This is a genomic window from Paracraurococcus lichenis (assembly GCF_030657435.1).
Lineage (GTDB): Bacteria > Pseudomonadota > Alphaproteobacteria > Acetobacterales > Acetobacteraceae > Paracraurococcus > Paracraurococcus lichenis.
This window is the reverse complement of the sequence record NZ_JAUTWS010000011.1, coordinates 22,892-46,064: the sequence shown is the minus strand read 5'-3', so window position 1 is coordinate 46,064 and position 23,173 is coordinate 22,892. Positions and strand designations below refer to the sequence as shown.

The 23,173-nt window shown below is 72.9% G+C and carries 23 protein-coding genes; 12 read left to right on the top strand and 11 right to left on the bottom strand.

The genetic code is table 11. The features are described 5' to 3' along the window. The first annotated feature begins 112 nt into the window (after window positions 1–112). The 3 genes from Q7A36_RS13260 (at window position 113) to Q7A36_RS13250 (ending at window position 4,335) form a co-directional block, all read left to right on the top strand. Entirely contained in the window at window positions 113–2,974 is a 2,862-nt protein-coding gene (locus Q7A36_RS13260) for a bifunctional diguanylate cyclase/phosphodiesterase (protein WP_305104179.1), read from the top strand. Window positions 2,975–3,420: 446 nt separating this feature from the next. Continuing rightward, the gene (locus Q7A36_RS13255) at window positions 3,421–3,837 is read left to right on the top strand and encodes a rhodanese-like domain-containing protein (protein ID WP_305104178.1); all 417 of its coding nucleotides are present in this window, start codon (window positions 3,421–3,423) and stop codon (window positions 3,835–3,837) included. Between the two features lie 24 nt (window positions 3,838–3,861). Beyond that, entirely contained in the window at window positions 3,862–4,335 is a 474-nt protein-coding gene (locus Q7A36_RS13250; RefSeq protein WP_305104177.1) for a DUF3237 domain-containing protein, read from the top strand. A gap of 63 nt (window positions 4,336–4,398) precedes the next feature. Here Q7A36_RS13250 and Q7A36_RS13245 read toward each other — a convergent pair whose 3' ends face one another. Both Q7A36_RS13245 and Q7A36_RS13240 read right to left on the bottom strand, forming a co-directional pair. Next, window positions 4,399–5,343, bottom strand: a complete 945-nt coding sequence (locus tag Q7A36_RS13245) for a tripartite tricarboxylate transporter substrate binding protein (RefSeq protein ID WP_305104176.1) — start codon at window positions 5,341–5,343, stop codon at window positions 4,399–4,401. 57 nt (window positions 5,344–5,400) lie between these two features. After that, a complete protein-coding gene (locus Q7A36_RS13240; protein ID WP_305104175.1) occupies window positions 5,401–6,369 on the bottom strand; it encodes a tripartite tricarboxylate transporter substrate binding protein in 969 nt (322 codons plus the stop codon). A gap of 129 nt (window positions 6,370–6,498) precedes the next feature. On the opposite strand from Q7A36_RS13240, the gene Q7A36_RS13235 reads away from it, so the two are divergent. After that, window positions 6,499–7,194: a substrate-binding domain-containing protein gene (locus tag Q7A36_RS13235; RefSeq protein ID WP_305104174.1), complete on the top strand. Its 696-nt coding sequence runs from the start codon at window positions 6,499–6,501 to the stop codon at window positions 7,192–7,194. A gap of 8 nt (window positions 7,195–7,202) precedes the next feature. Here the strand turns inward: Q7A36_RS13235 and Q7A36_RS13230 are convergent, their stop codons facing one another. Beyond that, on the bottom strand, window positions 7,203–7,883 hold the full coding sequence (locus Q7A36_RS13230) for an amino acid ABC transporter permease (protein WP_305104173.1): 681 nt from the start codon (window positions 7,881–7,883) through the stop codon (window positions 7,203–7,205). A gap of 64 nt (window positions 7,884–7,947) precedes the next feature. After that, entirely contained in the window at window positions 7,948–8,628 is a 681-nt protein-coding gene (locus Q7A36_RS13225; protein WP_305104172.1) for an amino acid ABC transporter permease, read from the bottom strand. Window positions 8,629–8,684: 56 nt separating this feature from the next. Between Q7A36_RS13225 and Q7A36_RS13220 the strand changes: the two genes are divergently transcribed. Continuing rightward, a complete protein-coding gene (locus Q7A36_RS13220; RefSeq protein ID WP_305104171.1) occupies window positions 8,685–9,299 on the top strand; it encodes an MORN repeat-containing protein in 615 nt (204 codons plus the stop codon). A 24-nt stretch (window positions 9,300–9,323) separates the two neighbouring features. Here Q7A36_RS13220 and Q7A36_RS13215 read toward each other — a convergent pair whose 3' ends face one another. Both Q7A36_RS13215 and Q7A36_RS13210 read right to left on the bottom strand, forming a co-directional pair. After that, window positions 9,324–10,082: an amino acid ABC transporter ATP-binding protein gene (locus Q7A36_RS13215; RefSeq protein WP_305104325.1), complete on the bottom strand. Its 759-nt coding sequence runs from the start codon at window positions 10,080–10,082 to the stop codon at window positions 9,324–9,326. A 77-nt stretch (window positions 10,083–10,159) separates the two neighbouring features. Next, window positions 10,160–11,026 (bottom strand): transporter substrate-binding domain-containing protein, encoded by an 867-nt coding sequence (locus Q7A36_RS13210; RefSeq protein WP_305104170.1) that lies wholly within the window; start codon window positions 11,024–11,026, stop codon window positions 10,160–10,162. Window positions 11,027–11,363: 337 nt separating this feature from the next. Between Q7A36_RS13210 and Q7A36_RS13205 the strand changes: the two genes are divergently transcribed. Together Q7A36_RS13205 and Q7A36_RS13200 are read left to right on the top strand one after the other, a co-directional pair. Further along, window positions 11,364–11,579 carry a hypothetical protein gene (locus Q7A36_RS13205; protein WP_305104169.1) on the top strand — a complete coding sequence of 72 codons (216 nt, stop codon included), beginning with the start codon at window positions 11,364–11,366 and terminating at the stop codon, window positions 11,577–11,579. 83 nt (window positions 11,580–11,662) lie between these two features. Further along, complete coding sequence (locus Q7A36_RS13200; protein ID WP_305104168.1) at window positions 11,663–12,079, top strand: cupin domain-containing protein; 417 nt, start codon at window positions 11,663–11,665, stop codon at window positions 12,077–12,079. A 43-nt stretch (window positions 12,080–12,122) separates the two neighbouring features. Here the strand turns inward: Q7A36_RS13200 and Q7A36_RS13195 are convergent, their stop codons facing one another. After that, window positions 12,123–13,688, bottom strand: coding sequence for a porin (locus Q7A36_RS13195; RefSeq protein WP_305104167.1), 1,566 nt, complete (start codon window positions 13,686–13,688; stop codon window positions 12,123–12,125). Window positions 13,689–14,019: 331 nt separating this feature from the next. On the opposite strand from Q7A36_RS13195, the gene Q7A36_RS13190 reads away from it, so the two are divergent. Further along, the gene (locus Q7A36_RS13190; protein ID WP_305104166.1) at window positions 14,020–15,444 is read left to right on the top strand and encodes a DUF839 domain-containing protein; all 1,425 of its coding nucleotides are present in this window, start codon (window positions 14,020–14,022) and stop codon (window positions 15,442–15,444) included. A 206-nt stretch (window positions 15,445–15,650) separates the two neighbouring features. Then, window positions 15,651–16,571, top strand: a complete 921-nt coding sequence (locus tag Q7A36_RS13185; protein WP_305104165.1) for a hypothetical protein — start codon at window positions 15,651–15,653, stop codon at window positions 16,569–16,571. A gap of 70 nt (window positions 16,572–16,641) precedes the next feature. On the opposite strand, the gene mtnA is transcribed toward Q7A36_RS13185, so the two are convergent. Next, window positions 16,642–17,733 carry an S-methyl-5-thioribose-1-phosphate isomerase gene (gene mtnA / locus Q7A36_RS13180; RefSeq protein WP_305104324.1) on the bottom strand — a complete coding sequence of 364 codons (1,092 nt, stop codon included), beginning with the start codon at window positions 17,731–17,733 and terminating at the stop codon, window positions 16,642–16,644. 204 nt (window positions 17,734–17,937) lie between these two features. Between mtnA and pal the strand changes: the two genes are divergently transcribed. Both pal and Q7A36_RS13170 read left to right on the top strand, forming a co-directional pair. After that, the gene (gene pal / locus Q7A36_RS13175) at window positions 17,938–18,450 is read left to right on the top strand and encodes a peptidoglycan-associated lipoprotein Pal (RefSeq protein WP_305104164.1); all 513 of its coding nucleotides are present in this window, start codon (window positions 17,938–17,940) and stop codon (window positions 18,448–18,450) included. A 397-nt stretch (window positions 18,451–18,847) separates the two neighbouring features. After that, window positions 18,848–19,237: a response regulator gene (locus Q7A36_RS13170; RefSeq protein WP_305104163.1), complete on the top strand. Its 390-nt coding sequence runs from the start codon at window positions 18,848–18,850 to the stop codon at window positions 19,235–19,237. A gap of 200 nt (window positions 19,238–19,437) precedes the next feature. Here Q7A36_RS13170 and Q7A36_RS13165 read toward each other — a convergent pair whose 3' ends face one another. The 3 genes from Q7A36_RS13165 to Q7A36_RS13155 form a co-directional block, all read right to left on the bottom strand. Then, window positions 19,438–20,331, bottom strand: a complete 894-nt coding sequence (locus Q7A36_RS13165) for a sulfite exporter TauE/SafE family protein (protein WP_305104162.1) — start codon at window positions 20,329–20,331, stop codon at window positions 19,438–19,440. A 670-nt stretch (window positions 20,332–21,001) separates the two neighbouring features. Then, entirely contained in the window at window positions 21,002–21,520 is a 519-nt protein-coding gene (locus Q7A36_RS13160; protein WP_305104161.1) for a UPF0262 family protein, read from the bottom strand. Next, complete coding sequence (locus Q7A36_RS13155) at window positions 21,513–21,986, bottom strand: DUF983 domain-containing protein (protein WP_305104160.1); 474 nt, start codon at window positions 21,984–21,986, stop codon at window positions 21,513–21,515. Before Q7A36_RS13155 ends, Q7A36_RS13160 begins: the two co-directional genes overlap by 8 nt. 234 nt (window positions 21,987–22,220) lie before the next feature. On the opposite strand from Q7A36_RS13155, the gene Q7A36_RS13150 reads away from it, so the two are divergent. After that, a complete protein-coding gene (locus tag Q7A36_RS13150; protein ID WP_305104159.1) occupies window positions 22,221–22,928 on the top strand; it encodes an aspartate/glutamate racemase family protein in 708 nt (235 codons plus the stop codon). Window positions 22,929–23,173: the final 245 nt, after the last annotated feature.

The window sequence follows — 23,173 nt, the reverse complement described above, 5'->3', positions numbered from 1 at the left end:
GATCGGCGCCGCTTTCCGTCGTCCCCTGGCGATTTAGGCACCGGTCCGCTCGGTTCGTGTCGGGCGCGCGCTGTACACGGCGCCACCGCTTGCACACGCGACCAGGGGCACCATGGACGGCGACGCGAACAGAATGGGGCGCGAGCTCTCGCCGCCGGCCGGTCCCGGCGCCGGGGAACGGCAGGCGGCTGACGCTCTCCCGGCGCCGCCGCAGGCCGCCTCCCCGAGGGCAGGCGGCCTGCGGCTCCTGGTCGTCATGGCCTTCCTCCTCGGCCTCGGCGTCGCCGCGAATGCCGCCCTCTCCGTCGTCAGCCAGCGGGACCGTGCGCTGCATGCGACCGGGGAGCATCTGCAGCGCCTCGCCCTGATCCTGGCGGACCAGGCCGAACGCTCGTTCCAGGGCGTGGAGCTGGTGCAGACCGGCATCGCGGAGCGGCTGCGCGCCCAGGGCGTCACGACCCTCGACGCCTTCCGCGCCGCGACGAGCGGCCTCACGGTGCACGAGGAGCTCCAGGGGCGCATCGCCGGCCTCGAGCAACTCGACGCCCTCACCCTCGTCGATGCCGATGGCAGGCTGATGAACTTCAGCCGCTACTGGCCGATCCCTTCCGTGGATGTCTCGGACCGCGACTACTTCAAGGCGCTCAAGGCCGACCCGGCGCTGACTCACTTCATCGGGGAGCCGGTGCCCAACCGCGGGACCGGGACGCTGACCTTCTACATCGCCCGCCGGGTGTCCGGCCCCGGCGGCGAATTCCTCGGCATGATCCTCGGCGCGGTCGAGCTGGCCTATTTCGAGCGCCTCTACGCGGCGGCCGCGGCCGGCGCGGAAAGCCGCATCTCGATGCGGCGCGACGACGGGCTGCTCCTCGCGCGCTACCCCGCCGCGGCCGGGCAGGCAGGGCAGCAGCGCGCCAATGCCGACCTGCTGCAGGCGATGCTGCATTTGGGCACGCCGGAGCGCCTCACCCGCGGCGCCAGCTCCATCGACGGCGTGGACCGCCTCACCGCGACGCGCCTGCTGAAGCGCTATCCCGTGGCGGTATCCACGAGCCTGACCGTGGAGGAAGCCCTGCGGGACTGGCGCAAGGAGGCGTTCTATCTCGTCTCCTCCGCGGTCGTGCTCGAACTCGCGCTCGGCTGCGTGGCGATGGTCGGCTTTCGCCGCGCGCGCGACCAGATCCGGCTCGCCGCCGCGCAGAGCCAGGCGGAGCGGGCCGAGGCGGAGCGGGCCCGGGCGGAGACCGAGCTCGCGGCGGCCATGCAGCGCGAGGCCGCCGAGCGGTCGGCGCGGCTGTTGAACGCCCGCTTCGGCGCCGCCCTCGATGCGATGTCGCAGGGCCTCTGCATGTTCGATGCCGAGGCCCGGGTGGTGGTGGCGAACGGGCGCCTCGGCGCGCTGTTCGGCGTGCCGGCCGGCGTTCAGGCCCTGGGCCTGCACTACGACGACATGGTGGACCACGCCGTCGCGGCCGGACACCTGCCGGCCTCCCTTGCCGCGATGGTCAAGGCGGAGACCGCGGCGCGCGTCGCAGCGCGGGAGACAGTGTCCTATGTGCGCGACCTCGGCGATGGCCGGAGCGTGGCGACCTGCCTCACGCCGATGGAAGGGGGGGGCTGGCTCGCCACCTTCGAGGACATCACCGAGCGCCGCCGCGCGGAGGCGCGCGTCGCCCATATGGCGCACCACGACACGCTGACCGGGCTGGCCAACCGCGCGCTGTTCATGCAACGCCTGCAGGAGGCGCTGGCGCGGGCAAGGCGCGGCGGCGGCGTCGCGGTGCTCTGCCTCGACCTCGACCGCTTCAAGGCGGTCAACGACACGCTCGGCCACGGGGTCGGCGACGGGCTGCTGCGGCAGGTGGCGGCGCGGCTGCGCGAGAGCGTCCGCGAGACGGACACCGCCGCCCGCCTCGGCGGCGACGAGTTCGCGGTGATCCAGGACAGCACGGACCAGCCCCGGGACGCCCGGGCACTGGCCGAGCGCCTGATCGCGGTTCTCTGCGAGCCCTACGAGGTCGAGGGGCACCGGCTGTCGATCGGGGCGAGCGTCGGCGTCGCCCTCGCGCCGACCGACGGCGACACCACCGAGACCGTGATGCGGAATGCCGACCTCGCCCTGTATCGGGCGAAGTCGGAGGGCCGCGGCGTCTTCCGCTTCTTCGAGCCGGAGATGGACGCGGTCATGCAGCGCCGGCTCTCGCTCGAAATGGATCTGAGGCGCGGCCTCGAGGCCGGCGAGTTCGAGCTGTTCTACCAGCCGGTGGTCGATGCGGTCACTGGGCGCATCGGCGCCTTCGAGGCGCTCGTCCGGTGGCGCCACCCCGGGCGGGGTTTCGTCCCGGCGGAAGAGTTCATCCCGCTCTGCGAGGAGACCGGCCTCATCGTCCCGCTCGGCGCCTGGGTCCTGCAGCGGGCCTGCGCGGATGCCGTGTCCTGGCCCGGCAGCCTCAAGGTCACCGTGAACCTCTCGCCGGCGCAGTTCGCCGGGGCGGGGCCGGGTGCCGCGGTGGCGGCGGCGCTGGAGGCCTCCGGCCTCCCCGCGTCGCGGCTGGAGGTGGAGATCACCGAGGCGGTGATGGTCAGGGATGCCCCGGCGACCCTGGCGATCCTGCGCGCGCTGAAGTCGCTCGGCGTCAGCGTCGCCCTCGACGATTTCGGGACCGGCTACTCCTCGCTGAGCTATCTCCGGGAGTTCCCCTTCGACCGGGTCAAGATCGACAAGTCCTTCGTCTCCGACCTCAGCCGCGACGAGGGCAGCGCCGCCATCGTCACGGCCATGATTGCGCTCTGCGGCAGCCTCGGCATGGCGACGACCGCCGAGGGCGTCGAGACCGTGTCGCAGATGGCGGCGCTCGGCTCCATCGGCTGCACGAACCTCCAGGGTTTCCTGTTCAGCCGCCCGGTCCCGGCCTCCGAGGTGCCGGCGCTGTGCCAGCGCCTCGACGAGGCGGGCGCGCTGCGCGCTCTCTGACCCGGTCGCGCCGGCGGCGGCGCGGCGAACCCGATGCATGCCGGTCGGCATTCATGCAGGCCGGCATCGGGCCGCGGCAGGGGTGGGATCGCCGCCCGGACCGCCGGTGTGGAGGCGGCGGGGCAGGGGCCGCGCCCGCACCGGGTCGCCACCTGGGTCACCGGCGTGAACCGCAGCATCGGGGCAGGCGGATCCGCATCATCGCGCGCGGCAGCGGCTGCGCGTGGTCTCGGCCAGCGGCTCCGCCGCCGGCCGCGGCGTCCCGGCCCGGACCGCCGGTCGCTCGCTGACCAGGCTGGAACCCTACGCGGGCTACCTGGCACCCCGTCGCCGACCACCCGGGGCGACCCTCGGCGGTCATGACCCGGGCTGTCGTCCGAAAGCGCGATTTGCCCGCATCCCCGCCCGGCCGCATGCTCGCGCTCCCGCGAAGGAGGCCGCATCCCATGCCCGCCGTGCCCGACATCTCCCCGGCCGAGACCTGGGAGGCACTGAAGAGCGATCCCGATGCCGTCCTGATCGACGTGCGCACCGATGCCGAATGGAATTTCGTCGGCCTGCCGGACCTGTCGGACCTCGCCAAGCAGCCCTTGCTGATCCCCTGGCAGGTCTATCCCAGCATGGCGGTGAACGGCGCCTTCCCCGACCATCTGCGCAAGGCCGGTCTGACCGAGGCAAACAGGCTGTTCTTCATCTGCCGCTCGGGCGCCCGCAGCCTCTCCGCCGGCATGGCGGCGCAGGCCTCCGGCTTCCCGCATGCCTTCAACGTCGCCGACGGCTTCGAGGGGCCGGTGGATGCCGAGGGGCATCGCGGCACGGTGGCGGGCTGGAAGGCCACCGGCCTGCCCTGGCGGCAGCGCTGACCACGAGAGAGGGAGGAGACGCGCATGGCGATCGAACCGCTGCCGCTGAAGACCGAATTCCTGTTCCGCATGGTCCTCGAGGCCGGCACGCCGCAGATGGCCGCCGCCGGGCCGGGCAAGGAACTGCGGGTGATCCCGGTCACCGGCGGGACCTTCGAGGGCCCGTCGCTGAAGGGCAGGCTGGTCCCTGGCACCACGGCGGACTGGCTGCGGGTGGAGGCGGACGGCACCGCCCATATGGATGTCCGCCTAGTGATGCGGACCGAGCAGGGGCAGACCTTCTTCATGCACTACAGCGGCGTCCGCAGCGGCCCGCCGGAGGTGCTGGCGCGGCTCGGCCGCGGCGAGGCGGTGGACCCGGCCGACTACTATTTCCGCATCGCCATCCGCTTCGAGACGGGCGAGCCCGACCTCGCCTGGATGAACCGCGTGCTGGCGGTGGGCGTCGGCCAGCGCCCGCCGGCCGGCCCCACCTACGACGTCTACGCCGTGCGCTAGGGGTGCGCGCGGGACGGATCGCCGCCGCCGGCATGGCTGCTCCCGCGGCACCGGCGGGGGCCATCAGTCCGGCCGCACCCCCAGCCGTTCGAAGAGCAGCAGGTGCCGGTCCCGCTCCCGCAGCGCGAAATCCTGCAGCGCCGCGCCGTCCAGCGGGAAGATGGACAGGCCGGCGCCTTCCAGCCTGCCCGCCACCTCCGGCTCCGCCCGCACCTGGCGCACCGCCTCGGTCAGCCGCGCCTGCAGGGGCGCGGGCACCGCGCGGTGCACCGTCACCGCGAACCAGGCGGCGATCTCGACCGCGGGGATGCCGAGTTCGGCGAAGCTCGGCACCTCCGGCAGCAGCGGCGAGCGGGCGCGCGTCGTCACCGCCAGCCCGACCAGCTTGCCCGCCCGGACCTGCGGCGCGGCATCGCCGAGGAAGCCGAAGGCGCAGTCGACATCGCCCGAGAGCAGCGGCGTGACCGTGTTGCGGAAGGCGACCCCCATCGGCCTGATGCCCGCCGCCTCGGCCAGCAGCGCCATGGCGAGGTTCGGCACGCCGGCATGCCCGGCATGGGCGAAGCCGAGCCGATCGCCCCGCGCCCGCGCCAGCGCCAGGAACCCGGCGAGGTCCGTCACGCCGAGCGCGGGCGGCACCAGCAGCACCATCGGCGCCTGGCCGGTGCCGGCCAGCGGCTGCAGGTCGGCCACGTCGAAGCCGGAGACCCGCTGCACCGCCGGCAGGGCGGGCACGAATTGCGGCATCATCATCAGCGTGTACCCATCCGCCGGGGCGCGCAGCAGCGCCTCGGTGGCGAGCGCGGTATTGGCGCCCGGGCGGTTCTCCACCAGCACCGGCTGGCCCAGCCGCTCCCCCATGCCGGGCCCGAAGACCCGGCCGATCAGGTCGGGCGGGCTGCCGGGCGGGTATCCCACCAGCATGCGGATCGGCCGCGTCGGCCAGGACTGGGCGAGCGCCGGGGCGGCCAGCGCGACGGCGCCGAGCAGGGCACGACGGGTGGGCAAGGGCGGATCCTCCGGGACGTTGCGGCGTCCGAGCATCGCCCGCCCGCCGCCGCCCGGCTACTCCGGCTGCACGCCGAGGCGGCGGAACAGGCCGAGCTGCCGGTCGCGCTCCACGGCGGTGAAGGCGGCCAGCGCCGCGCCCTCGAGGTCGAGCGGCAGGCAGCCCGCCGCCCCCAGCCGTGCGCGCGTCTCGGGCATGGATCGCACGGCGCGCACCGCCCCGGTGATCCGCGCCTGGACCGCCGGCGGCGTCGCGCGCGGCACCGCGACCGCCCACCAGGCACCGATCCGCACTGCGGGCAGGCCAAGCTCGGCGAAGTCCGGCACCGCCGGCAGCAGCGCCGCCCGCCCGGCCGCGGTGATGCCGAGGCCCTGCAGCCGCCCGCCGCGGATCTGCGCGCTGGCGCCGGCGAGGAAGCCGAAGCCGCATTCGACCGCGCCGGTCAGCAGGCCGTTCAGGATCTCCGGCTCGCCCTTGTACGCGACGGCGAGCGGCGCGATGCCGGTCGCGTCGCGCAGCAGCGCCATGGCGAGGTTGGGCGCGCTGGCGAGGCCGGAATGGCCATAGGGCAGGGACTCGCCGCGCGCCCTGGCCAGGGCGAGGAAGCCGGCGAGGTCCCGCACCCCGAGCCCGGGCGGCACCAGCAGCACCAGCGGCGCCTGGGCGGTGCCGGCGAGCGGCAGGACATCGCCGACGTCGAAGGGGACGTGCCGCTGCACCGCCGGCAGCACCGGCAGGTACTGGGCCATCATCATCAGCGTCTGGCCATCGGCCGGGGCGCGCAGCAGCGCCTCGGCGGCGAGCGCGCCGCCCGCGCCGGGGCGGTTCTCCACCACCACGGGCTGGCCGAGCGCCTCGGTCAGCGCCGGCGCGAGGATGCGGGAGACCAGGTCCGGGATGGCCGAGGGCGGGAAGCCGACGAGCAGCCGGACCGGCCGGGCGGTCTGCGCGGCGGCGGGCAGGGCGAGCGGCGCGGCGAGCAGCGCGCGGCGGGCCAGGGCGCGGCGAGGCGGGGCGATCGGCATTCTCTCGGACCGTTTCCGCCCCCAGCCTGCCCGCTGCCGGCCCGCATGCGCAACCGCGCGTCGCCGGAGATTGAGGCGCCGCGCCGCGGGCCGCAGGATGCCGTTTGGCGCAGCGGAGCGGAGGCGGCGATGGCAGCGGGGACCACATCCATCAGGGTCATGGCCGACATCCCGCTCGAGCCCGCGCTGGCCGCGCTGGCCGCGGACTTCGCGCGCGCGGAGGGCATCGCGGTGGACCTCGCCTGCGCGCCCTCGCCGGAGGTCGAGGCGCGCATCATCGGCCAGGGCGAGGCCGCCGACCTCGTCATCGTCCAGCCGGAATTCCTCGCCCGCCTCGCGCGCGCCGGCCGGGTCGCGGCCGGGGAGGGCGAGCCGGTCGGGACGGTCGGCGTCGGGCTCGGCAACCGGCCGGACGCGCCGGCGCATGATGTCTCCACGTCCGAGAGGCTGCGGCAGGTGCTGCTCGGCGCCGACCTCGTCGTGTTCAACAGCGTCGCCTCGGGCCAGGTCTTCGCCCGCGCGCTCGAGCACCTCGGCATCGCCGATGTGCTGCAGGGGCGCATCCGGCGCACCACGCCGACGGGGATCTTCGCGCCGGTGCTGGCCGGCCGGGGCAACGAGATCCTCGCCGGCACCATGACGCTGATCGCCGAGGAGCCGCGCATCCGCCTGCTCGGCCCGCTGCCGGGGGACCTGCAGGCGCCGCTCGTCTATCGCGCCCTGGCGATGGCCGGCGCGCGGCAGCCTGCGGCGGCGGAGCGGTTCCTCCGCTTCCTCCGCAGCCCGGAGGGGCAGCGGAGGCTGCGCGAGCGCGGCGTGCTGTGAGGCGGCGTCTACTGCCGAGCCGCGAGCTGCCGGTTCTCCAGCCGGCTCAGCAGCCGCACCACCGGCCAGAGCAGCAGGAAGTAGATCACCGCCGCGGCCATGATGGGCGTCGCGTTGTAGGTCACGCTCTGCGCCTGCCGCGCCTGGAAGAGCAGTTCCGGCATCGCCACCACTGAGGCGATGGAGGTGAGCTTGACGACCTCGAGCGTGTTGCTGATCAGGTCGGGCAGCACGTTGCGCACGGCCTGCGGCAGGATCACCCAGGCCATGGCCTGGCCGCGCGTGAGGCCGGTGCTGCGCGCCGCCTCCATCTGGCCCCTCGGCACGCTCTCGATCCCCGCCCGCAGGATCTCGCCGTAATAGGCGCCGGTATTGAGGAAGAAGCCGATGGCGACCGCGCCGAGCGCCGAGACCTCCAGCCCCGCGAAGGGCAGGCCGGCATAGACGAAAATCAGCAGCACCAGCGGCGGCAGGGCGCGGAACAGGTCGACCCAGGCCATCAGCGGCCAGCGCACCAGCGGGTGGTGGATGGTCGAGAGCAGCGCGAGGATGACGCCGCCGAGCAGGCCAAGCGGCACCACCAGCGCCGAGAGCAGCAGCGTCTGCTGCAGCCCCTGCCAGAGGATCGGCCAGGCCTGCTGCAGGATATCGAGCGAGAAGAAGGCGAGCAGGAAGTCGTCGAATGTCATGTGTTGGCCATGCGATTCACGCTCCGGTCCTTGGCTCCGCCTGCGGGCCTCCGCGATCGCATGGCTACCTCTTCCACGCGAAGCGCGTCTCGATCCAGCGGCCGAGGATCACGACGGGGACGAAGAGCACGACATAGGCGATGGCGCCGAGCGTCAGCGGCGTCGGGTTGAAGGAGAAGGACACGCCCGCCTGCGCCGCGCCGAGGATCTCGGAGACCGCGACGACCGAGCCGAGCGCCGTCCCCTTGGTGATGGCGATGGTGCGGTTGGTCAGCGGCGGGATCACCATCCGCACCGCCTGCGGCAGGATCACCCAGCCGAGGGTCTGCAGGAAGGAGAGGCCGGTGCTGCGCGCCGCCTCCCACTGGCCGCGCGGCGTCGCGGTGATGCCGGCCCAGAAGATCTCCTCGGCGAAGGCCATCAGCACCAGCGAGAGCGACAGCCAGGTCGCGGCGAAGCCCGAGAGCTGCACGCCCGCCGCCGGCAACCCGAAATAGAGCAGCGCGATGATCACGAGCGGCGGCAGGGCGCGGAACAGGTCGACGGTGAAGACGATGAACCAGTTCAGCGGCCTGAGGCCGAGGCTCCGCGCCACCGCCAGCACCAGCCCGGCGAGCAGGCCGCTGACGATGATGCAGAGCGCGAGCAGGATGGTCAGCCAGAAGCCGTCGATGATCTTCGGCAGGTAGTCCCAGGCCACCTTCGCGTTGAAGAAGGACTGGAGGAAGCGGTCCCAGCCGCTCATGCCAGGATGCCCTTGAACCCGAACGGCCCGCGGGTGCAGACCTGCGGGATGCCAGGATGGAGCCCGATGCGATGACCCTGCCCGGACGACACGCCGCCCGCTGGGCCCTGCCGCTGCTGGCGCTGCTCGGCGCCGCCGCCTTCGGCCCGCCGCCGGAGGCCGAGCGCGCCGTCCCCGGCCAGCGCTCCGGCTTCATCGCCGATGGCGCCGGCGGCTGCTGGCTCTGGGTGGGCGGCCTGCCCGCCTCGGCGGAGGCGCTGACGGGAAGCTGGACCGGGTCCTGCCCGGAAGGGGCGGCGGAGGGCGAGGGCACGGCCGTGACCACCTGGCGCGAGGCCGGGCGCGAGCGGCAGATGGTCTACGAGGGCACGCTCCGCCGCGGCAAGGCGGAAGGGCCGGGGCGCCTCTCGCACTACGACGCCGGCCGGCTCGTCGTGCAGGAGGAAGGGCAGTACCACGAGGACTACTTCACCGGCGGCCGCTTCAGCATCCCGAATGCCGGCCTGGTCTACGAGGGCGCCTGGTTCCGCGACGGGCCGCATGGCCAGGGCAAGCTCAGCGTCGACGGCAAGGTCTTCGAGGGGAAATGGGAGTTCGGCTGCTTCGATGCGGGGCATGCCTGGATCGCCTTCACCCGCTCGCCGCAGAGCTGCGAGGACAAGGCGACCTGACGGCGGCGCGTTGGGCGGCATGGATCAGTGCCGCTCCACCTGGCCGATGAAGGCCCGGGTCCGCTCCTGCCGCGGCGCGCCGAAGATCTGCGCCGGCGGGCCTTCCTCGACGATCCGGCCATCGGCCATGAAGACCACGCGGTCGGCGGCGGCGCGGGCGAAGCCCATCTCGTGGCTGACCACCACCATGGTCATGCCGTCCTCGCGCAGCTCGCGCATCGCCTGCAGCACGCCGCCGACGAGTTCCGGGTCCAGCGCGCTGGTCGGCTCGTCGAACAGCATCACCCGCGGCTCGAGCGCGATGGCGCGGGCGATGGCGACGCGCTGCTGCTGCCCGCCGGAGAGCTGGCTGGGATAATGGCCGGCACGGTCGGCGAGGTGCACGCGCTCGAGCGCCGCGCGGGCGCGCGCCTCGGCCTCCGCCTTGCTCTTCCCCTGCACCTTGCGCAGGGCGAGGGCGACATTCCCGAGCGCGGTCATGTGCGGGTAGAGGTTGAAGGACTGGAAGACCATCCCGATGCGCTGCCGCGCCTCGTTGATGTCGGTCCTGCGGTCCAGCAGGTCGATGCCGTCCACGGTGATGGCGCCGCTGGACGGCTCCTCCAGCCGGTTCAGGCAGCGCAGCAGCGTCGACTTGCCCGAGCCGCTCGGGCCGATGACGAAGACCAGCTCGCGCTCCGCGACCACCAGGTCCACGCCCTTCAGCACGTGCAGCGGGCCGAAATGCTTGTGGATGGCGCGGGCCTCGACGATCGGGCGATTGGGTTGGAGCGGCCGATTCAGACCATCGCGGCCATCGGGGTCCCCACGAAGCGCGGCTTCGTGGGGCACCCCTTCGCCGCTCCGGTCATCGGGCGCTCTCACGAACAGGCCGCCTTGTTCGGCGTCTCGTCATAGCCGGGCAGGCCGGGCGGGCCGAAGCCGGGGAAGACGACCTTCTCGGCATCGTCATCCCTCGGCTCGGCGCCGAACCACTTCTTCGACAGCGCGGCGACGGTGCCATCCTTCTTCAGGCACTCGATCGCCTGCTCCACCTGGTTGCGCATCGCGCCGCTGTCCTGCCGGAAGGGCGTCGCCCAGTGGAAGCGCGTGCCGGGCAGGGCGTAGTCCGCCACGTATTGCGGGGTGCGGGAGGCGCTGTACCTGATGACCGTATTGCCGGAGAGGTTGGCATAGGCGCGGCCCTGGATCACCGCCTGCGCCGCATCCGCCTGGCTGTCGAAGGCGAGCAGCGTGAGGTTCAGCCGCTCGGCGTTGCGGGTCACCCACTGCTCGTAGGGCGTGCCCTTGTTCACGCTGATCGCCTTGCCGCGCAGGTCCTCCTCGGACTTGATCGGCGGCGTGCCGCGCCTGATGCCGAATTGCAGCTCGGTCCAGAGATAGCCCTCGGTGAAGAGCAGGTTGGCCGCGCGCTCCGGCGTCACCGTGGTCGGCGCGCAGAGGAAGTCGTAGCGGCCGGCGTTCAGCGCCGGGATGAGGCCGGAGAAGCTGGCCGAGGTGATCTCGAGCGGCCGCCCCAGCTTCTTCGCCACGGCATCGAAGAGGTCGATCTGGAAGCCCTGCACGCCGCCCTGCAGGGAGGGGAAGGCATGCGGCGCGAAGGTGCCGTCGACACCGCAGCGGAGCGGCGGCTGGCCGGAGTCCTTGGCGCCCACCGTGATGGTCTGCGCCCCGGCGGCCGTGGCGAGGCCGGCGGAGAGCGTGAGGGCGGCGAGCAGCAGGCGCATGGGCGGATCGGCTCCGGCAGGGGTCTTCTGGGCGGCCGGAGGTTCCCGCATCCGCCCAGGGGGCGCAACCGGGCGGGGGGCGGTGCCGGCGGCCCCGCGGCGCGCGGTTGCCCGCCGCTTGGGCAGAAGCACGGCCCTTTGCCTGCCGCCGCGCCGGGCGGGGGTATCGGCCACGTCGCAGGCGGCACGGTGCCATCCGAGGCCCGGTCGCGCCCGCGCGAGCGGCCTCCCTGCCACGAAATCGCCCCAGCCTCTCCCCCTTCGCGCCCCGCTGCGGGTGTTCAAACCATGCCACGGGCGATCCGCCCGCAGGCCAGCCGAAGGGACAGAAGGCACCATGCAACGCTTCGCCTGCACACTGATCGGTAGCGCGCTGGTGCTGATCACCGCGCTCGTCGGGCTGCTGCTGAGCGACGCGCTCGCGCCCGGCCGCGTGCCGCCCATGCTCGCCTTCTGGGCCGCCTGCGGCTCCGGCGCCCTGCTGATCGGCGGCCTCGCCCTACTCGAGCGCGGCAATACCGCGCTCCAGGCCATCCCCTCCCGCCTCGGCTGAGCGCGGCCGCGGCGCTGGGCTGCCGTAGCGTGAACCCGTAGGGTTCTTGCGCTAGCCTCCGGCCACCGCAGGAGAGGATGGCGATGCCCGAGACGATCCGGATGGGCGGCCTGGAGCTGCGCTTCCTGCGCAGCCGGGAGGACACGGAAGGCAGCCTCGACCTCTTCGAGATGGTGGTGCAGCCCCGCGCCCGCATGCCGGTGCCGCACTACCACGAGAGTTGGGACGAGACGGTCTATGGCCTCTCCGGCACCGTCACCTGGCGCATCGACGGGCAGGACGTGCCGGTCGGTCCCGGCGGGACCGCCTTCATCCGCCGCGGCGTGGTCCATGGCTTCCGCAATGACGGCGAGGCGCCGGCGACCTGCCTGAGCGTCCTGACGCCGGGCATCCTCGGCCCGGCCTATTTCCGCGAGATCGCCGGGCTGCTGCGGGACGGTGCGCCGCCCGAGCGGCTGGGCGAGGTGATGCGCCGCTACGGCCTGATCCCGGTGCCCTGATCCCGTGCGGGGCGGCTGGGCGCCGCCCGGCCCGGGGCACGTCTCAGAAGGCGAGCTGGGTGCGCAGCGCGACGGTGTGGAAGCGCTGGCCGATCTGCTGCACGCCCGCGGCGTTCAGCCGGTCCACGTTCACGATGTCCCAGTTCAGCATGAAGCGCAGGTAGTTGTTGGGGTACCAGGACAGGCCCATCCCGACCACCTCCTGCCGCCCGCCATAGACGCCGCCGGTCGCCGCCGCGGCGCGGCCGCGCGTCACCCTATCGTTCAGGTCGGCGACGCTGTAGCGGGCCATCGCCTCCCAGGCGCCCCAGCCGCCGCCCGCGAGGTCGAAGGGATGCGCGGGGTTGGGCCGGCCGAAGGCGCCGGACGAGGTGCTGTAGCGCCGCGGCTCGCCGGTTATGACCCAGCTCCCCTCGACATAGCCGCCCTCGAAGGTCAGGTCGGGCCGGACGGCGCCGGCGGCCTGCGCCTGCTCCACGCTGATCTGCTGGTACTCGCCCTGCAGCATGAAGTTGCGCCAGCGGACGCCGAATTCCGGGCCCCAGGTGGAGGCGCTGTCGGCGTTCAGCGCGCCGGTGTCGATCAGCCGCGTCTGGTCGATCCGCAGCTCCGGCCGGTCGCGCAATTGCAGCGTCTGGCCGCTGGCCGTGCGCCGCAGGTCGAAGGCGTGCGAGCCGGTGAAGCCGAGATGCACGTCGGTATCGGCATCGGCATAGGGGCGGCCGGCGATGCGGCCGACGAAGCCGGTCTGCCCGGTGGTGGATTGCGTGGTGTTGTTGCTGCCGGTGCTGTCGCCGGTGAAATAGGCCGAGACGAACCAGCGATCCGCCGCCCAGCGGCCGCCGAGCGAGGCGCGGCCGTCGCCGCCCGAGACGTTGCGCGCGATCTCCATGATGCTCGGCCGCTCGAGGAAGAGGAAGTCGTTCGAGCTCATGGAATCGGCCAGGCCGAAATAGGGCTTGTAGTAGCCGAGGGTCAGCGTCAGCGGCCGCAGCGGCGACCAGTTCAGGTTCGCCTCGTAGAGCGAGGGCGTGCCGTCCGGCGAGCCGCCGAAGTCCGGCGTGACGTTGAGCTGGAAGTCGTCGTACTTGAAGCCGAAGAAGAGCCGGCCGCGGCGGAGGTTCTGCCCGAAGGTGTCGAGCCGCGCGGCGGGCGAGCCGGCGACGCCCGCATTGCCCTGCAGGCTGCCGCCGATGTCGTACTGGAACTGCCCGCCGAGGGAGGCCTGGAAGCGCCCATCGCCGGAGGTCATGGTCGGCCGGCCGCGCTCGAAGGCGAGGCGCACCTGGTCGGCCGGCGGCGCCGCGGTCAACTGCGCCTGCTGGGCGCCGGCGGGCGGCCCTGCGGGCGTGGTGTCGAGCCGGCGCTGCGCCGCCTGCGCCTCGCTGCGGGCCTGCGCGGCCTCCTGCTTGGCGGCGCGCGTCTCGGATTCACGGGCCTGCATGTCGCGGCGCATGCGCGTCAGTTCGGATTGCAGGGCGCGGATCTGGCGCTCGATCGCCTCCATGCGGGCGGCATCCTGGGCGCGGGCGGCGGTCGGCACGGCAAGCCCGAGGGCCAGGCCGCCGGCCAGCAGCGCGGCGCCCGTCCTCATCGGTTGTCGCGGCATGGGCAGGTCTCTCCCCTGATTTCCACCGTCAGACACCAGCATTGCGCCGCAGCATGGCAAGTCATTTCTGTGATGTTTACACAACGGGACGTATTTCCGGCAGAATCTATCCCATACTATTGAGTGATTCTGCTGTCGTTCCGGGCCAAATCAGCGAGGAGTTGAGACGTATCGGCAGATTTCAACCGAAACAGTATTGGCGATAGTCATATACATTTCTTGGAATCGGCATTGCCCGGCCTGGAGGGCTGCGGTGATTTGGCAACGCCGGGCATAGCGGCTCCGCCGCACGCCCTGCCTTCGACCACGCAGCCGGGAGAGACGCAGACCCATGGCCAGCACCGGACCCTCCACCAGTCAGACGCCCTACATCGTCCCGAGCATCGACGGCGTATCCTTCGCCAGCCTCCTCAGCGCCGGCGACACGGTCCGCGGCTGGGACAATGCCGACGGCAATCCCTGGCGCTTCGTCGGCACGCCCGACGGCATCGGCGCCTATGACAATGGCGACGGGACGGTCACCGTCCTGGTGAACCACGAGATCGGCGCGGCCGACGGCATCGCACGTGCCCATGGCGCGACCGGCGCCTTCGTGGACGAACTCGTCATCGACACCGCGACGCTCGAGGTGGTGCAGGCCGGCGACCTCGCCCACCGCATGTTCCTCTGGGACGCGGAGGGCGGCCATTACGTCGAGACGGCCGAGGCGCTGGCGCGGCTCTGCTCCGCCGACCTTGCCGCGCCCACCGCCTTCTACGACCCGGAAACCGGCCTCGGCACCACCGCCCGCATCCTGCTGAACGGCGAGGAGACGACGCCGAACGGCCGCGCCTTCGCCTGGGTGGCGACCGGGCCGGACCAGAACCGGGTTTATGAGCTGCCGGCGCTCGGCAATTTCGCCATCGAGAACGTCCTCGCCTCGCCCTATGGCGGCGCGAAGACCGTCGTGATCGGCAATGACGATGCGACGCCCGGCCAGGTCTATGTCTATGTCGGAGAGAAGCAGGCGAGCGGCAGCACAATCGAGAAGGCCGGCCTTGCCGATGGCCAGCTCTACGGCATCAGGGCGGAGTTCGCGGTCGAGAGGGCGGAGGGCACGCCGCTCTCGGGCGACTTCACCCTCGCGCCGCTCGGCGATGTCCGGGACCTCGACGGCGCGGCGCTGCAATCCGCCAGCGACGCGGCCGGCGTGACGCAATGGCTGCGGCCGGAGGACGGCGCCTGGGACACCGTCAACCACAACCGCTACTACTTCGTCACGACCGACGCCTTCGACGCGCCCTCGCGCCTCTGGGCGCTCGACTTCAAGGATGCCTCGCGGCCCGAGCTCGGCGGCAGCTTCACCGCGCTGCTCGACGGCACCGAGGGGCAGAAGATGCTCGACAACATCACGGTCGCGGCGGACGGCTCGCTGATCCTGCTCGAGGATGTCGGCAACAACCCGCGGGCCGGCAAGGTCTGGCATTACGACCCGGCGACCGACGCGCTCACCGAGATCGCGCACCATGACACCGCGCGCTTCGGCGACGAGGCGACGCCGCCGACCCCGCCCTTCACCCAGGACGAGGAGAGCTCGGGCGTGCTCGACGTCACCGCGCTCTTCCCGCACGAGGCCGGGGAGAAGGTCTACCTGCTCGACACCCAGGCGCATTACGCCTTCGGCGAGGCCGGCAGCGCCGACCGGACCGAGGTGGTGGAGGGCGGCCAGCTCATGCTCATGCGCGTCGCCGCCGATGCGCTGAGCCCGATCGGCTGAGCGTCCGGATCGGCACCGGTTCCCGTCACCCCGGCGTGCGGGCCTTGCACTGTGCGCGAGCGCGAAGGCCCGCATGACCTCGCGCCGCCGTGTGGCGCAGAAATTCCCATGAAAAGGCATGATGTCCCCGCCGCGCCGCTTGGCGTGGCGGGAAAGGAACGACGCCACTCATGCCGAATACGATCAGTGATTTCGAAGGACTCGTTGTGCCCCTTCCGAGTGCTTCGGCGGGCCAGATTGCCTATGGCGAATATGGTGACAGCACCGGCACGTTGGCCGGCCGCAGCCAGGCCGGGCCCCAGTCCTTGCCGCTGCACCTGACTGATTTCCTGGGACAGCACCAGACCGGCCCTGCCTCCGTCTACCTCACCCTTACGGGCGATGCCGATACGCTGTCCGGTCAGGCCAGCGGCGGCGACGACCACCTCTTCGGCGCCGGCGGCACCTCGGTCCTGTTCGGCGATGCGCGCCTCATGCAGGGCCAAGCGCAAGGCGGGGCGGACGTGATCACCGCCGGCGGCTTCCGGATCATGGCTTTCGGCGATGCCGAGCTGATGTCCGGCCATGCGCAGGGCGGCCATGACGACATCACCGGCAGCTCCGGCCAGGGCGCGCGCGCGGTGGCGGTGAACGACCTCTTCGGCGATGCCTATGCGCTGGCCGGCAATGCGCAGGGCGGCAACGACCACCTGGTGGGCGGCGGCACCTTCGCCGGCACGGTCAACCGGCTCTATGGCGATGGCTACCAGCTCTCCGGTCATGCCGTCGCCGGCGACGACGTCCTGGTCGGCGGGCGGAACGCGGTGAACGACTTCTGGGGCGATGCCGCGGTGATCGAGGGGCCGAACGTCACGACGGGGCACGACACCTTCGTCCTCCGCCCGGACAGCCAGGCCAATACCATCCACGACTTCGAGGCGGGGAAGGACCTGCTCGACATGACGGCCTTTGCCGCGGCCGGCATCCATTCCTTCGCCGACCTCGCCGGGCTCATCCAGGACCGCGCCGAGGGCAGCTTCCTCCTGCTCGGCAGCACGCCCGCGAGCGGCTCATCGCCGGCGATGCAGAACAGCCTGCTGGTGCTGGGCGACCACGCGCTGGCCGCGGGCGATTTCCTCTTCGCCTGAGCGCGGCCCGAAGACCTGAACCGCCCCACCCGAGGTCCGGGCGGGGCGCCCCTCCCGGATGCGGCCGGTCTCAGGGCGTCTCGGGGTAGAGCCCGCGCAGCCCGGCCTCGGAAGCGTCGCAGCGCCCGCGCTCGGTGATCAGGCCGGTGACGAGGCGGGCGGGCGTGACGTCGAAAGCCGGGTTGGCGGCGGGGCTGCCCTCGGCCGCGACGCGCACCGTCTCCAGCCGCCCGTCGGCGGTGCGGCCGGTGAGGTCGGTCACCTCGGCCTGGCTCCGCTCCTCGATCGGGATCTCGAGGACGCCGTCGGCGACGCGCCAGTCGATGGTGGAATGCGGCAGCGCCACCCAGAAGGGCACGCCGTTGTCGCGCGCCGCCAGCGCCTTCAGGTAGGTGCCGATCTTGTTGGCGACATCGCCCTGCCGCGTCACCCGGTCGGTGCCGGTGATACAGATATCCACCTCGCCATGCTGCATCAGGTGGCCGCCGGCATTGTCGGCGACGACGGTGTGCCGGACGCCGTGCTTGCCGAGCTCGAAGGCGGTCAGCGCCGCGCCCTGGTTGCGCGGCCGGGTCTCGTCCACCCAGACATGGATGGGGATGCCCGCGTCATGCGCCTGGTAGATGGGGGAGAGGGCGGTGCCGTAATCGACCGTCGCCAGCCAGCCGGCGTTGCAATGCGTCAGCACGTTGACGGTCTCGCCGGGCTTCCTCGCCGCGATCTCGCGCAGCAGCGGCAGGCCGTGCTCGCCGATGCGGCGGCAGGTCTCGGCATCGTCGTCGGCGATCGCCTGCGCCTCGGCATAGGCGGCGGCGACGCGCTGGTCCGCCGGCAGGTTGTGCAGCCGCGCGCGCATGCGGTCCAGCGCCCAGCGGAGGTTGATCGCGGTCGGGCGGGTCTCGCCCAGCATCGCCACCGCGCGGTCGAGCGCCTCGGTCGAGGCATCGGCGCGCAGCGCCAGCGCCACGCCATAGGCCGCGACCGCGCCGATCAGCGGCGCGCCGCGCACCTGCATGGTGCGGATGGCATGCGCCGCCTGCGCCGCATCGGTCAGGCGGAGGATGTCGAGTTGCCAGGGCAGCTTCGTCTGGTCGAGGATGCGGACGGACCAGCCATCCGCATCCACCCAGACGCTGCGATAGGGGGTGCCGTCGATCTTCATGCCCGCCATGTGCGGCGCGCGATGCGGAAAGGCAACCGCCCGCGGCGGTCGGGAAAGGCCACCGTCAGCGGCGAGGGCGCCGCGCCGCAGGCTTTTCCGCCCGCGCGATGCCGGTTCCGCTTGCGTCCCGACCGGGACCGGGGCCATGCCCTGCCCGCCGGGGCCGCCATGCCGCCCCGAGTCCGTAGCAGAGAGATGGGTCCCATGAAGATCGTGCCGGCCGCCGCCCTGGTCCTTGCCCTGTTCGCCGCGGCCTGTTCCGACAGCACCGAGAATGCCGCGGCCACCGGCAATGCCGCGACCGACCCGTCCGGCCTCGCCGGCTCCGCCCTGACCGGCGGCCGTGCCGGCGCCGGCCGCCCCGGCAGCCAGGAGGACCTGGCCGCGACCGCGGGCGACCGCGTCTTCTTCGTGACGGACAGCGCGACGGTCGGCGCCGACCAGCGCCCGACGCTGCAGAAGCAGGCGCAGTGGCTGCAGCAGTACCGCCAGGTGCAGGTGACGGTCGAAGGCCATGCCGACGAGCGGGGCACACGGGAATACAACCTCGCGCTCGGCCAGCGGCGGGCCAATGCGGCGCGCGACATCCTGGTCGGCAACGGCGTCGCCGGGACGCGGGTGCAGACCATCAGCTACGGCAAGGACCGGCCGGAGGCGCTGGGCTCCTCCGAGGAGGCCTGGGCGCAGAATCGCCGGGCGGTGACGGTGGTGCGTTGAGCAGGCCCCTCGGGGGTTTGCGCTGCAACAGCCCTCCAGGCAGGCTTTCGGCTTGAGGGGGCGGGCCGCACGACGCGTGGCCCAACCCGCGACAGGCCGCTGAGACCGGCCGCGCGCCTCTCGTCCGCCTGAGACATCCGGCAGGGCGGGCCGCGTCATGCCGGTCCGCCGAGGTCCCGCCGGCCTGCTCCGGCCTGGGGCCTTTTCGCCCGGCCCATTGCCATCCGGCCGCCGGTCCGGCGGTGCACTCCCCATGCGCGCCGCGGCGCCTGAAGGAGGCGGATGTCAGGTGCCCGACTCGGAGCGGCGAATTCGCGTTCTTGTTGTGGAGTCTCCATGAACCACAACCGCATCCGGTGCTTACATCTTCGTTGTAGAGCAAGCGGGGTGGTCCGCCATGGATGTCCTCGTCGTCGAAGACGAGCCTCTCGTGCGCGAGGTGGTGACGGACGGGCTGCAGAACGATGGCCTGCACGTGGTCGAGGCGCCGACTGCCGAGGATGCCGTGGCGCTGGTGGAGAATGATGGCCGCCCGCAGGTCATCGTCACCGATGTCAATCTGGGTCCCGGGATGAACGGGCTGAGGCTGGCCGAGTGGGCGCGTCGTCGCTGGCCGGACGCCGGGGTGGTGATCATGACGGGCAATCCGGCCAATGTGCATGGCCGTCCCCCTGACCCCTGTGAGCGCATCCTCCTCAAGCCGTTCGGGCCTGCGGTCCTGACCCGGTATGTGCGGGAACTGCTGGGTGGCGCATGCCGCCAGGAGGACCGTGCCGCGGCGAGTTGAGGCCCTCGGGAGCCTGCCTTGCCGGCGCCGGGACGCCGGATCCGCCCAGGCGGGGCGACAACCTCCCGTGGCGGCGGAGAAGGATCCGGCAGGAAGGATGCGGACCGAACGCGCCCCGCCTCCCACGCCGTCATGGTCGGCGCGCGTGCCGGCAGGTCCTTTCGCGTGCGTGCCGGCCAGCAAGAGCCTTGGCCTGCTCCTCACAGGGCCAGGCCAAGGCCCGCGACGATCAGCAGGAGTGCCACGGCCGTCCCGAACTGGCGGTCGGTGAGCCGGCGGAAGATCGCGAGCCCGGCCAGGCTCCCGAGGAGCGCCGCGGGAATGCAGGCGAGGGCCACGCCACCAGGCGCGGCCGCCTTGCCCTGCAGGAGGTAGAGCAGCAGCAGCGCTGCCAACTGCATCGCCAGGATGAAGGGCTGATAGACGCCGCGCTGCCGCGCCTTGTCCCAGCCCTGCAGGCCGCACCAGATCGTCACGAAGGCGCCGGGGAAGGCGGCGAGCCCTCCCGTGATGCCGCTCGCCGCGCCCACCAGGATGTCCGGCACCGCGCCGCCCTGCACCCGTCCGGGCTTCCGGAACAGCGAGACGGCGCCATAGGTCACCAGGAGAAGGCCGATCGCGCGGCCATAGCCGGCTGCCTGGATGTGCAGCAGGAGATGGAGACCCACCGGCAATCCCAGGATGCCGCCGGCCAGGAAGCGGGCCAGGCTCGGCCAGTCGATGGCATGCCGCAGCGTCCAGACGCTCAGGGCCTGGATCGCCACGCTGCTCAGCAGCATGATGCGCACGACCTGCAGCGGTTCGTGCAGCAGGGGCAACAGCATGGCACCGCAGATCGCGGAGAATGCGAAGCCGGCGATGCTCGCGGTGGTCGCGGCGACCAGCACCGCCGGCATCACCAGCAATTCCGGCCAGCCCGACAGCAGCCCGGCCCGCTCAAGGAGGAGGTCGTAGAGGCCAAGCGTCATGGCGCCGAGGGCCAGCAGGAGCAGTGGCCTTGCCAGGAGCAATGGCCTTGCCAAGCGGTGCGGCACCGGGGCGGCGGGCGCGGCGAGGGCGGTGGTATCGGCCTGCGCTGTGGCGATCCGGGACATGTGCTTTCTCCGCCTGTCTTCGGCGGGACGAATGCGACCCTTCGCGGGATCCGTCTGTGCAATGCGCCACTCTGTCGCCCCGGTGACTGCCTCCCGCCACGGTGCCGATCGCCGGCCGGCAGGGACTCGGCCCGCCACGGAAGACAAGGCCCCGCCATGGGGAGCGGCGCGCTCCGGATGGCCTGACGCGAGGCACCGGGATTGCGGACCGGCTCGCCGCCTCCGGCCAGCCGCACCCTTGCCATGCCTCCCCGCGCGCGGCCCCATGACGGGGCGGCACCTCGGGGCAGCACGATACGCCAGGGGGGAAGATCCGGCCTGCAGCGAGTGCGAGCGGCACAAGCTGGACCTGTTGCGGTTCTCCCGCGACCGGATGCCCGGGGACCGGCGGGCACGGCGGCGGGGTGCCGAACCGGGCCCGATGCCCACCCCGCATCATCGCGCCGGTGATGCCAGGCAAGCGCCTCGGGCTTCGCGCCGCAACAACGTCCCAGGCAGGCTTTCGCCAAGGGTCCGGGCCGCACGACGCGTGGGCCCGACCTGCGGAAGGCTGGTCAGGGTGACGGCACGACCGCCTGATCCCGCGCAGTCCGGCGGCGATGGTCCCGCTGCGCGGGATCGTCCCCGGCCATCGGGTGGCCCGCGAGGGGCCGGACGGGTTCCGGCGGCGTCAGATCCGCTGGTGCAGCGCGCAGACCAGGGTGAAGAGCCGCCGCGCGGTCTCGAAATCCAGCCCGATCCGCCCCTCCAGCCGCTGCGTCAGCAGCTCGGCGCCCTCGTTGTGCAGGCCGCGCCGGCCCATGTCGATCGCCTGGATCCGTGCCTCGTGCCCGCCCTCGGCCACCGCCTGCTCATGGCTCTCGACGATCAGGTGGTAGTCCTTGATCAGCCGCCGGAAGGGGCCGAGGGCGAGCGCCACCGCCCGCACCGGCACGTCCAGCGCATCGCGGATGTCGAAGACCAGCCGCCCCTCCCGCACGCAGAGCAGCAGGGCGAAGGGCCCGCCGGGCACGCCCACCGGGTCGAAGCGGTTCTCGGTCAGCAGGTCGGCCACCGCCTGGCGCCGGTCCGCCTCGGCATAGGCCGAGGGCAGGGGGGAGGCATCCGGCAGCACGATGTTCTCCAGCCGCCGCAGCGCCGGATCCTCCGGCGCCGCCGGGCCGGGGGCCTTGCGGGCGCGATCAGGCATGCGGGCCCCGGTCCGCGACCCCGCCCTCGCGGGCCAGCAAGGCCTCCTGCTCCGAGGCGACGAAACCGAGCGTGCTCATCCACCCCACCACGGCACCCTTGATCGGCCGGAGCAGCAGTGTGCAGACGATCGCAAACAGCGGCAACCAGACCACCATGTGCAGCCACATCGGCGGCTGGTAGGTCTTCTCCACCCAGAGCACGCCGGGCACCAGCAGGTGGCCGGCGATGAAGATGGTGAAATAGGGCGGCGCGTCGTCCGCCCGCAGCAGGCCGAGCGGCGCATGGCAATGGCTGCACTCCGGCACGACCGTGAGGTAGCCGGCGAAGACCTTGCCCTCGCCGCAGAAGGGGCAGCGGTTGCGCAGGCCCCGCCGCAGGGCGAGCCAGAGCGGCGGCACGGCAAGGCCGGCCGCCTCCGGCACGACGGCGGCGGGCGAGGCGGCGCTCTCGGGGGTCCAGCGCATCGGCGATTCTCCTGGGCGGCGGCCCTTGGCCCCGGCCCTCTCGTTCTGTTGGCGGCCCGACGGGCGCGGTGACCCGGCCGCAGCGCCCGCGGGCCCGGCCGGACCGCGACAGCGTTGTGCGGCGCAATATCGGGCCACCACCCGTCCCGGATCAAGCGCCGCTGGGCGGCCCCGCGTTCCAGGCGGGGCTTGCGCCATCCGCGCCGCCCGGGCGAGGGTCCCCAGGCCATGCCCATGCCCATGCCCATGTCCGAACGCATCCTGGTCATCAACCCCAACGCCTCGCTCTCCTGCACGCGCGGCATCGCGGCGGCGCTGGCGCCGCTCGCCCTGCCGCCCGGCCTGCGGCTGGAGGTCACCCACCTGCCGGAAGGCCCGCCCGCCATCGCGAGCTGGGAGGACTGGCATTCGGTCGCCCTGCCGCTCTGCCGGCTGGTCGAGCGCGAGCCGGCCGCGGCCTATGTCATCGCCTGCGTCTCCGACCCGGGGCTCGAGGCGGTGCGGGCCGCGACCCGCCGCCCGGTGCTCGGGATGTTCCGCTGCGCCGTCGCCGCCGCGATCACCCGCGCCGAGCGCTTCGGCATCGTCGGCTTCGTCGCCGCCAGCCAGGCCCGGCAGCGCCGCGCCCTGCAGGCCATGGGGCTGGAGGCACGGCTCGCCGCCTGGGAGCCGCTCGACCTGCCGATGGAGGTGCTGACCGACCCGGAGGCGCCGCGGGCGCGGATCGCGGCGGTCGCCCGGCGGCTCGCCGCGGCGGGGGCGGAGGCGATCGTCCTCGGCTGCACCGGCCTCGCCGGCCATGCCGCGGCGGCCGAGGATGCCTCGGGCCTGCCGGTGATCGAGCCCTGCCGGGCGGCGGGGGCGATGGCGCTGCTCGCGGCGGCGGGCGGCACGGCCCACGGCGTGCCGATGACCGGAGCGCCGCAGGGCGCAGAGGTCTGAATCGGCCCGCCCGACATGCCGCGCGTGCCGGTGACCGGAGCGCCGCGGGGCGCAGAGGTCTGAATCGGCCCGCCCGACAGGCACGGCTCTCGCGCCCGCGGCAAGCCGGCGCGGGCCAGGCCGGCGGGATCCGCGCCTGGCCATGGGAGCCGGCGCCATCGTTACGGAGCGTCCGCGCCCCTCCGCCGCGGCACCGATCGCCAGCGGGCGGACTCGGCCAGGCCCGTGCATCCAGTGTACCATCC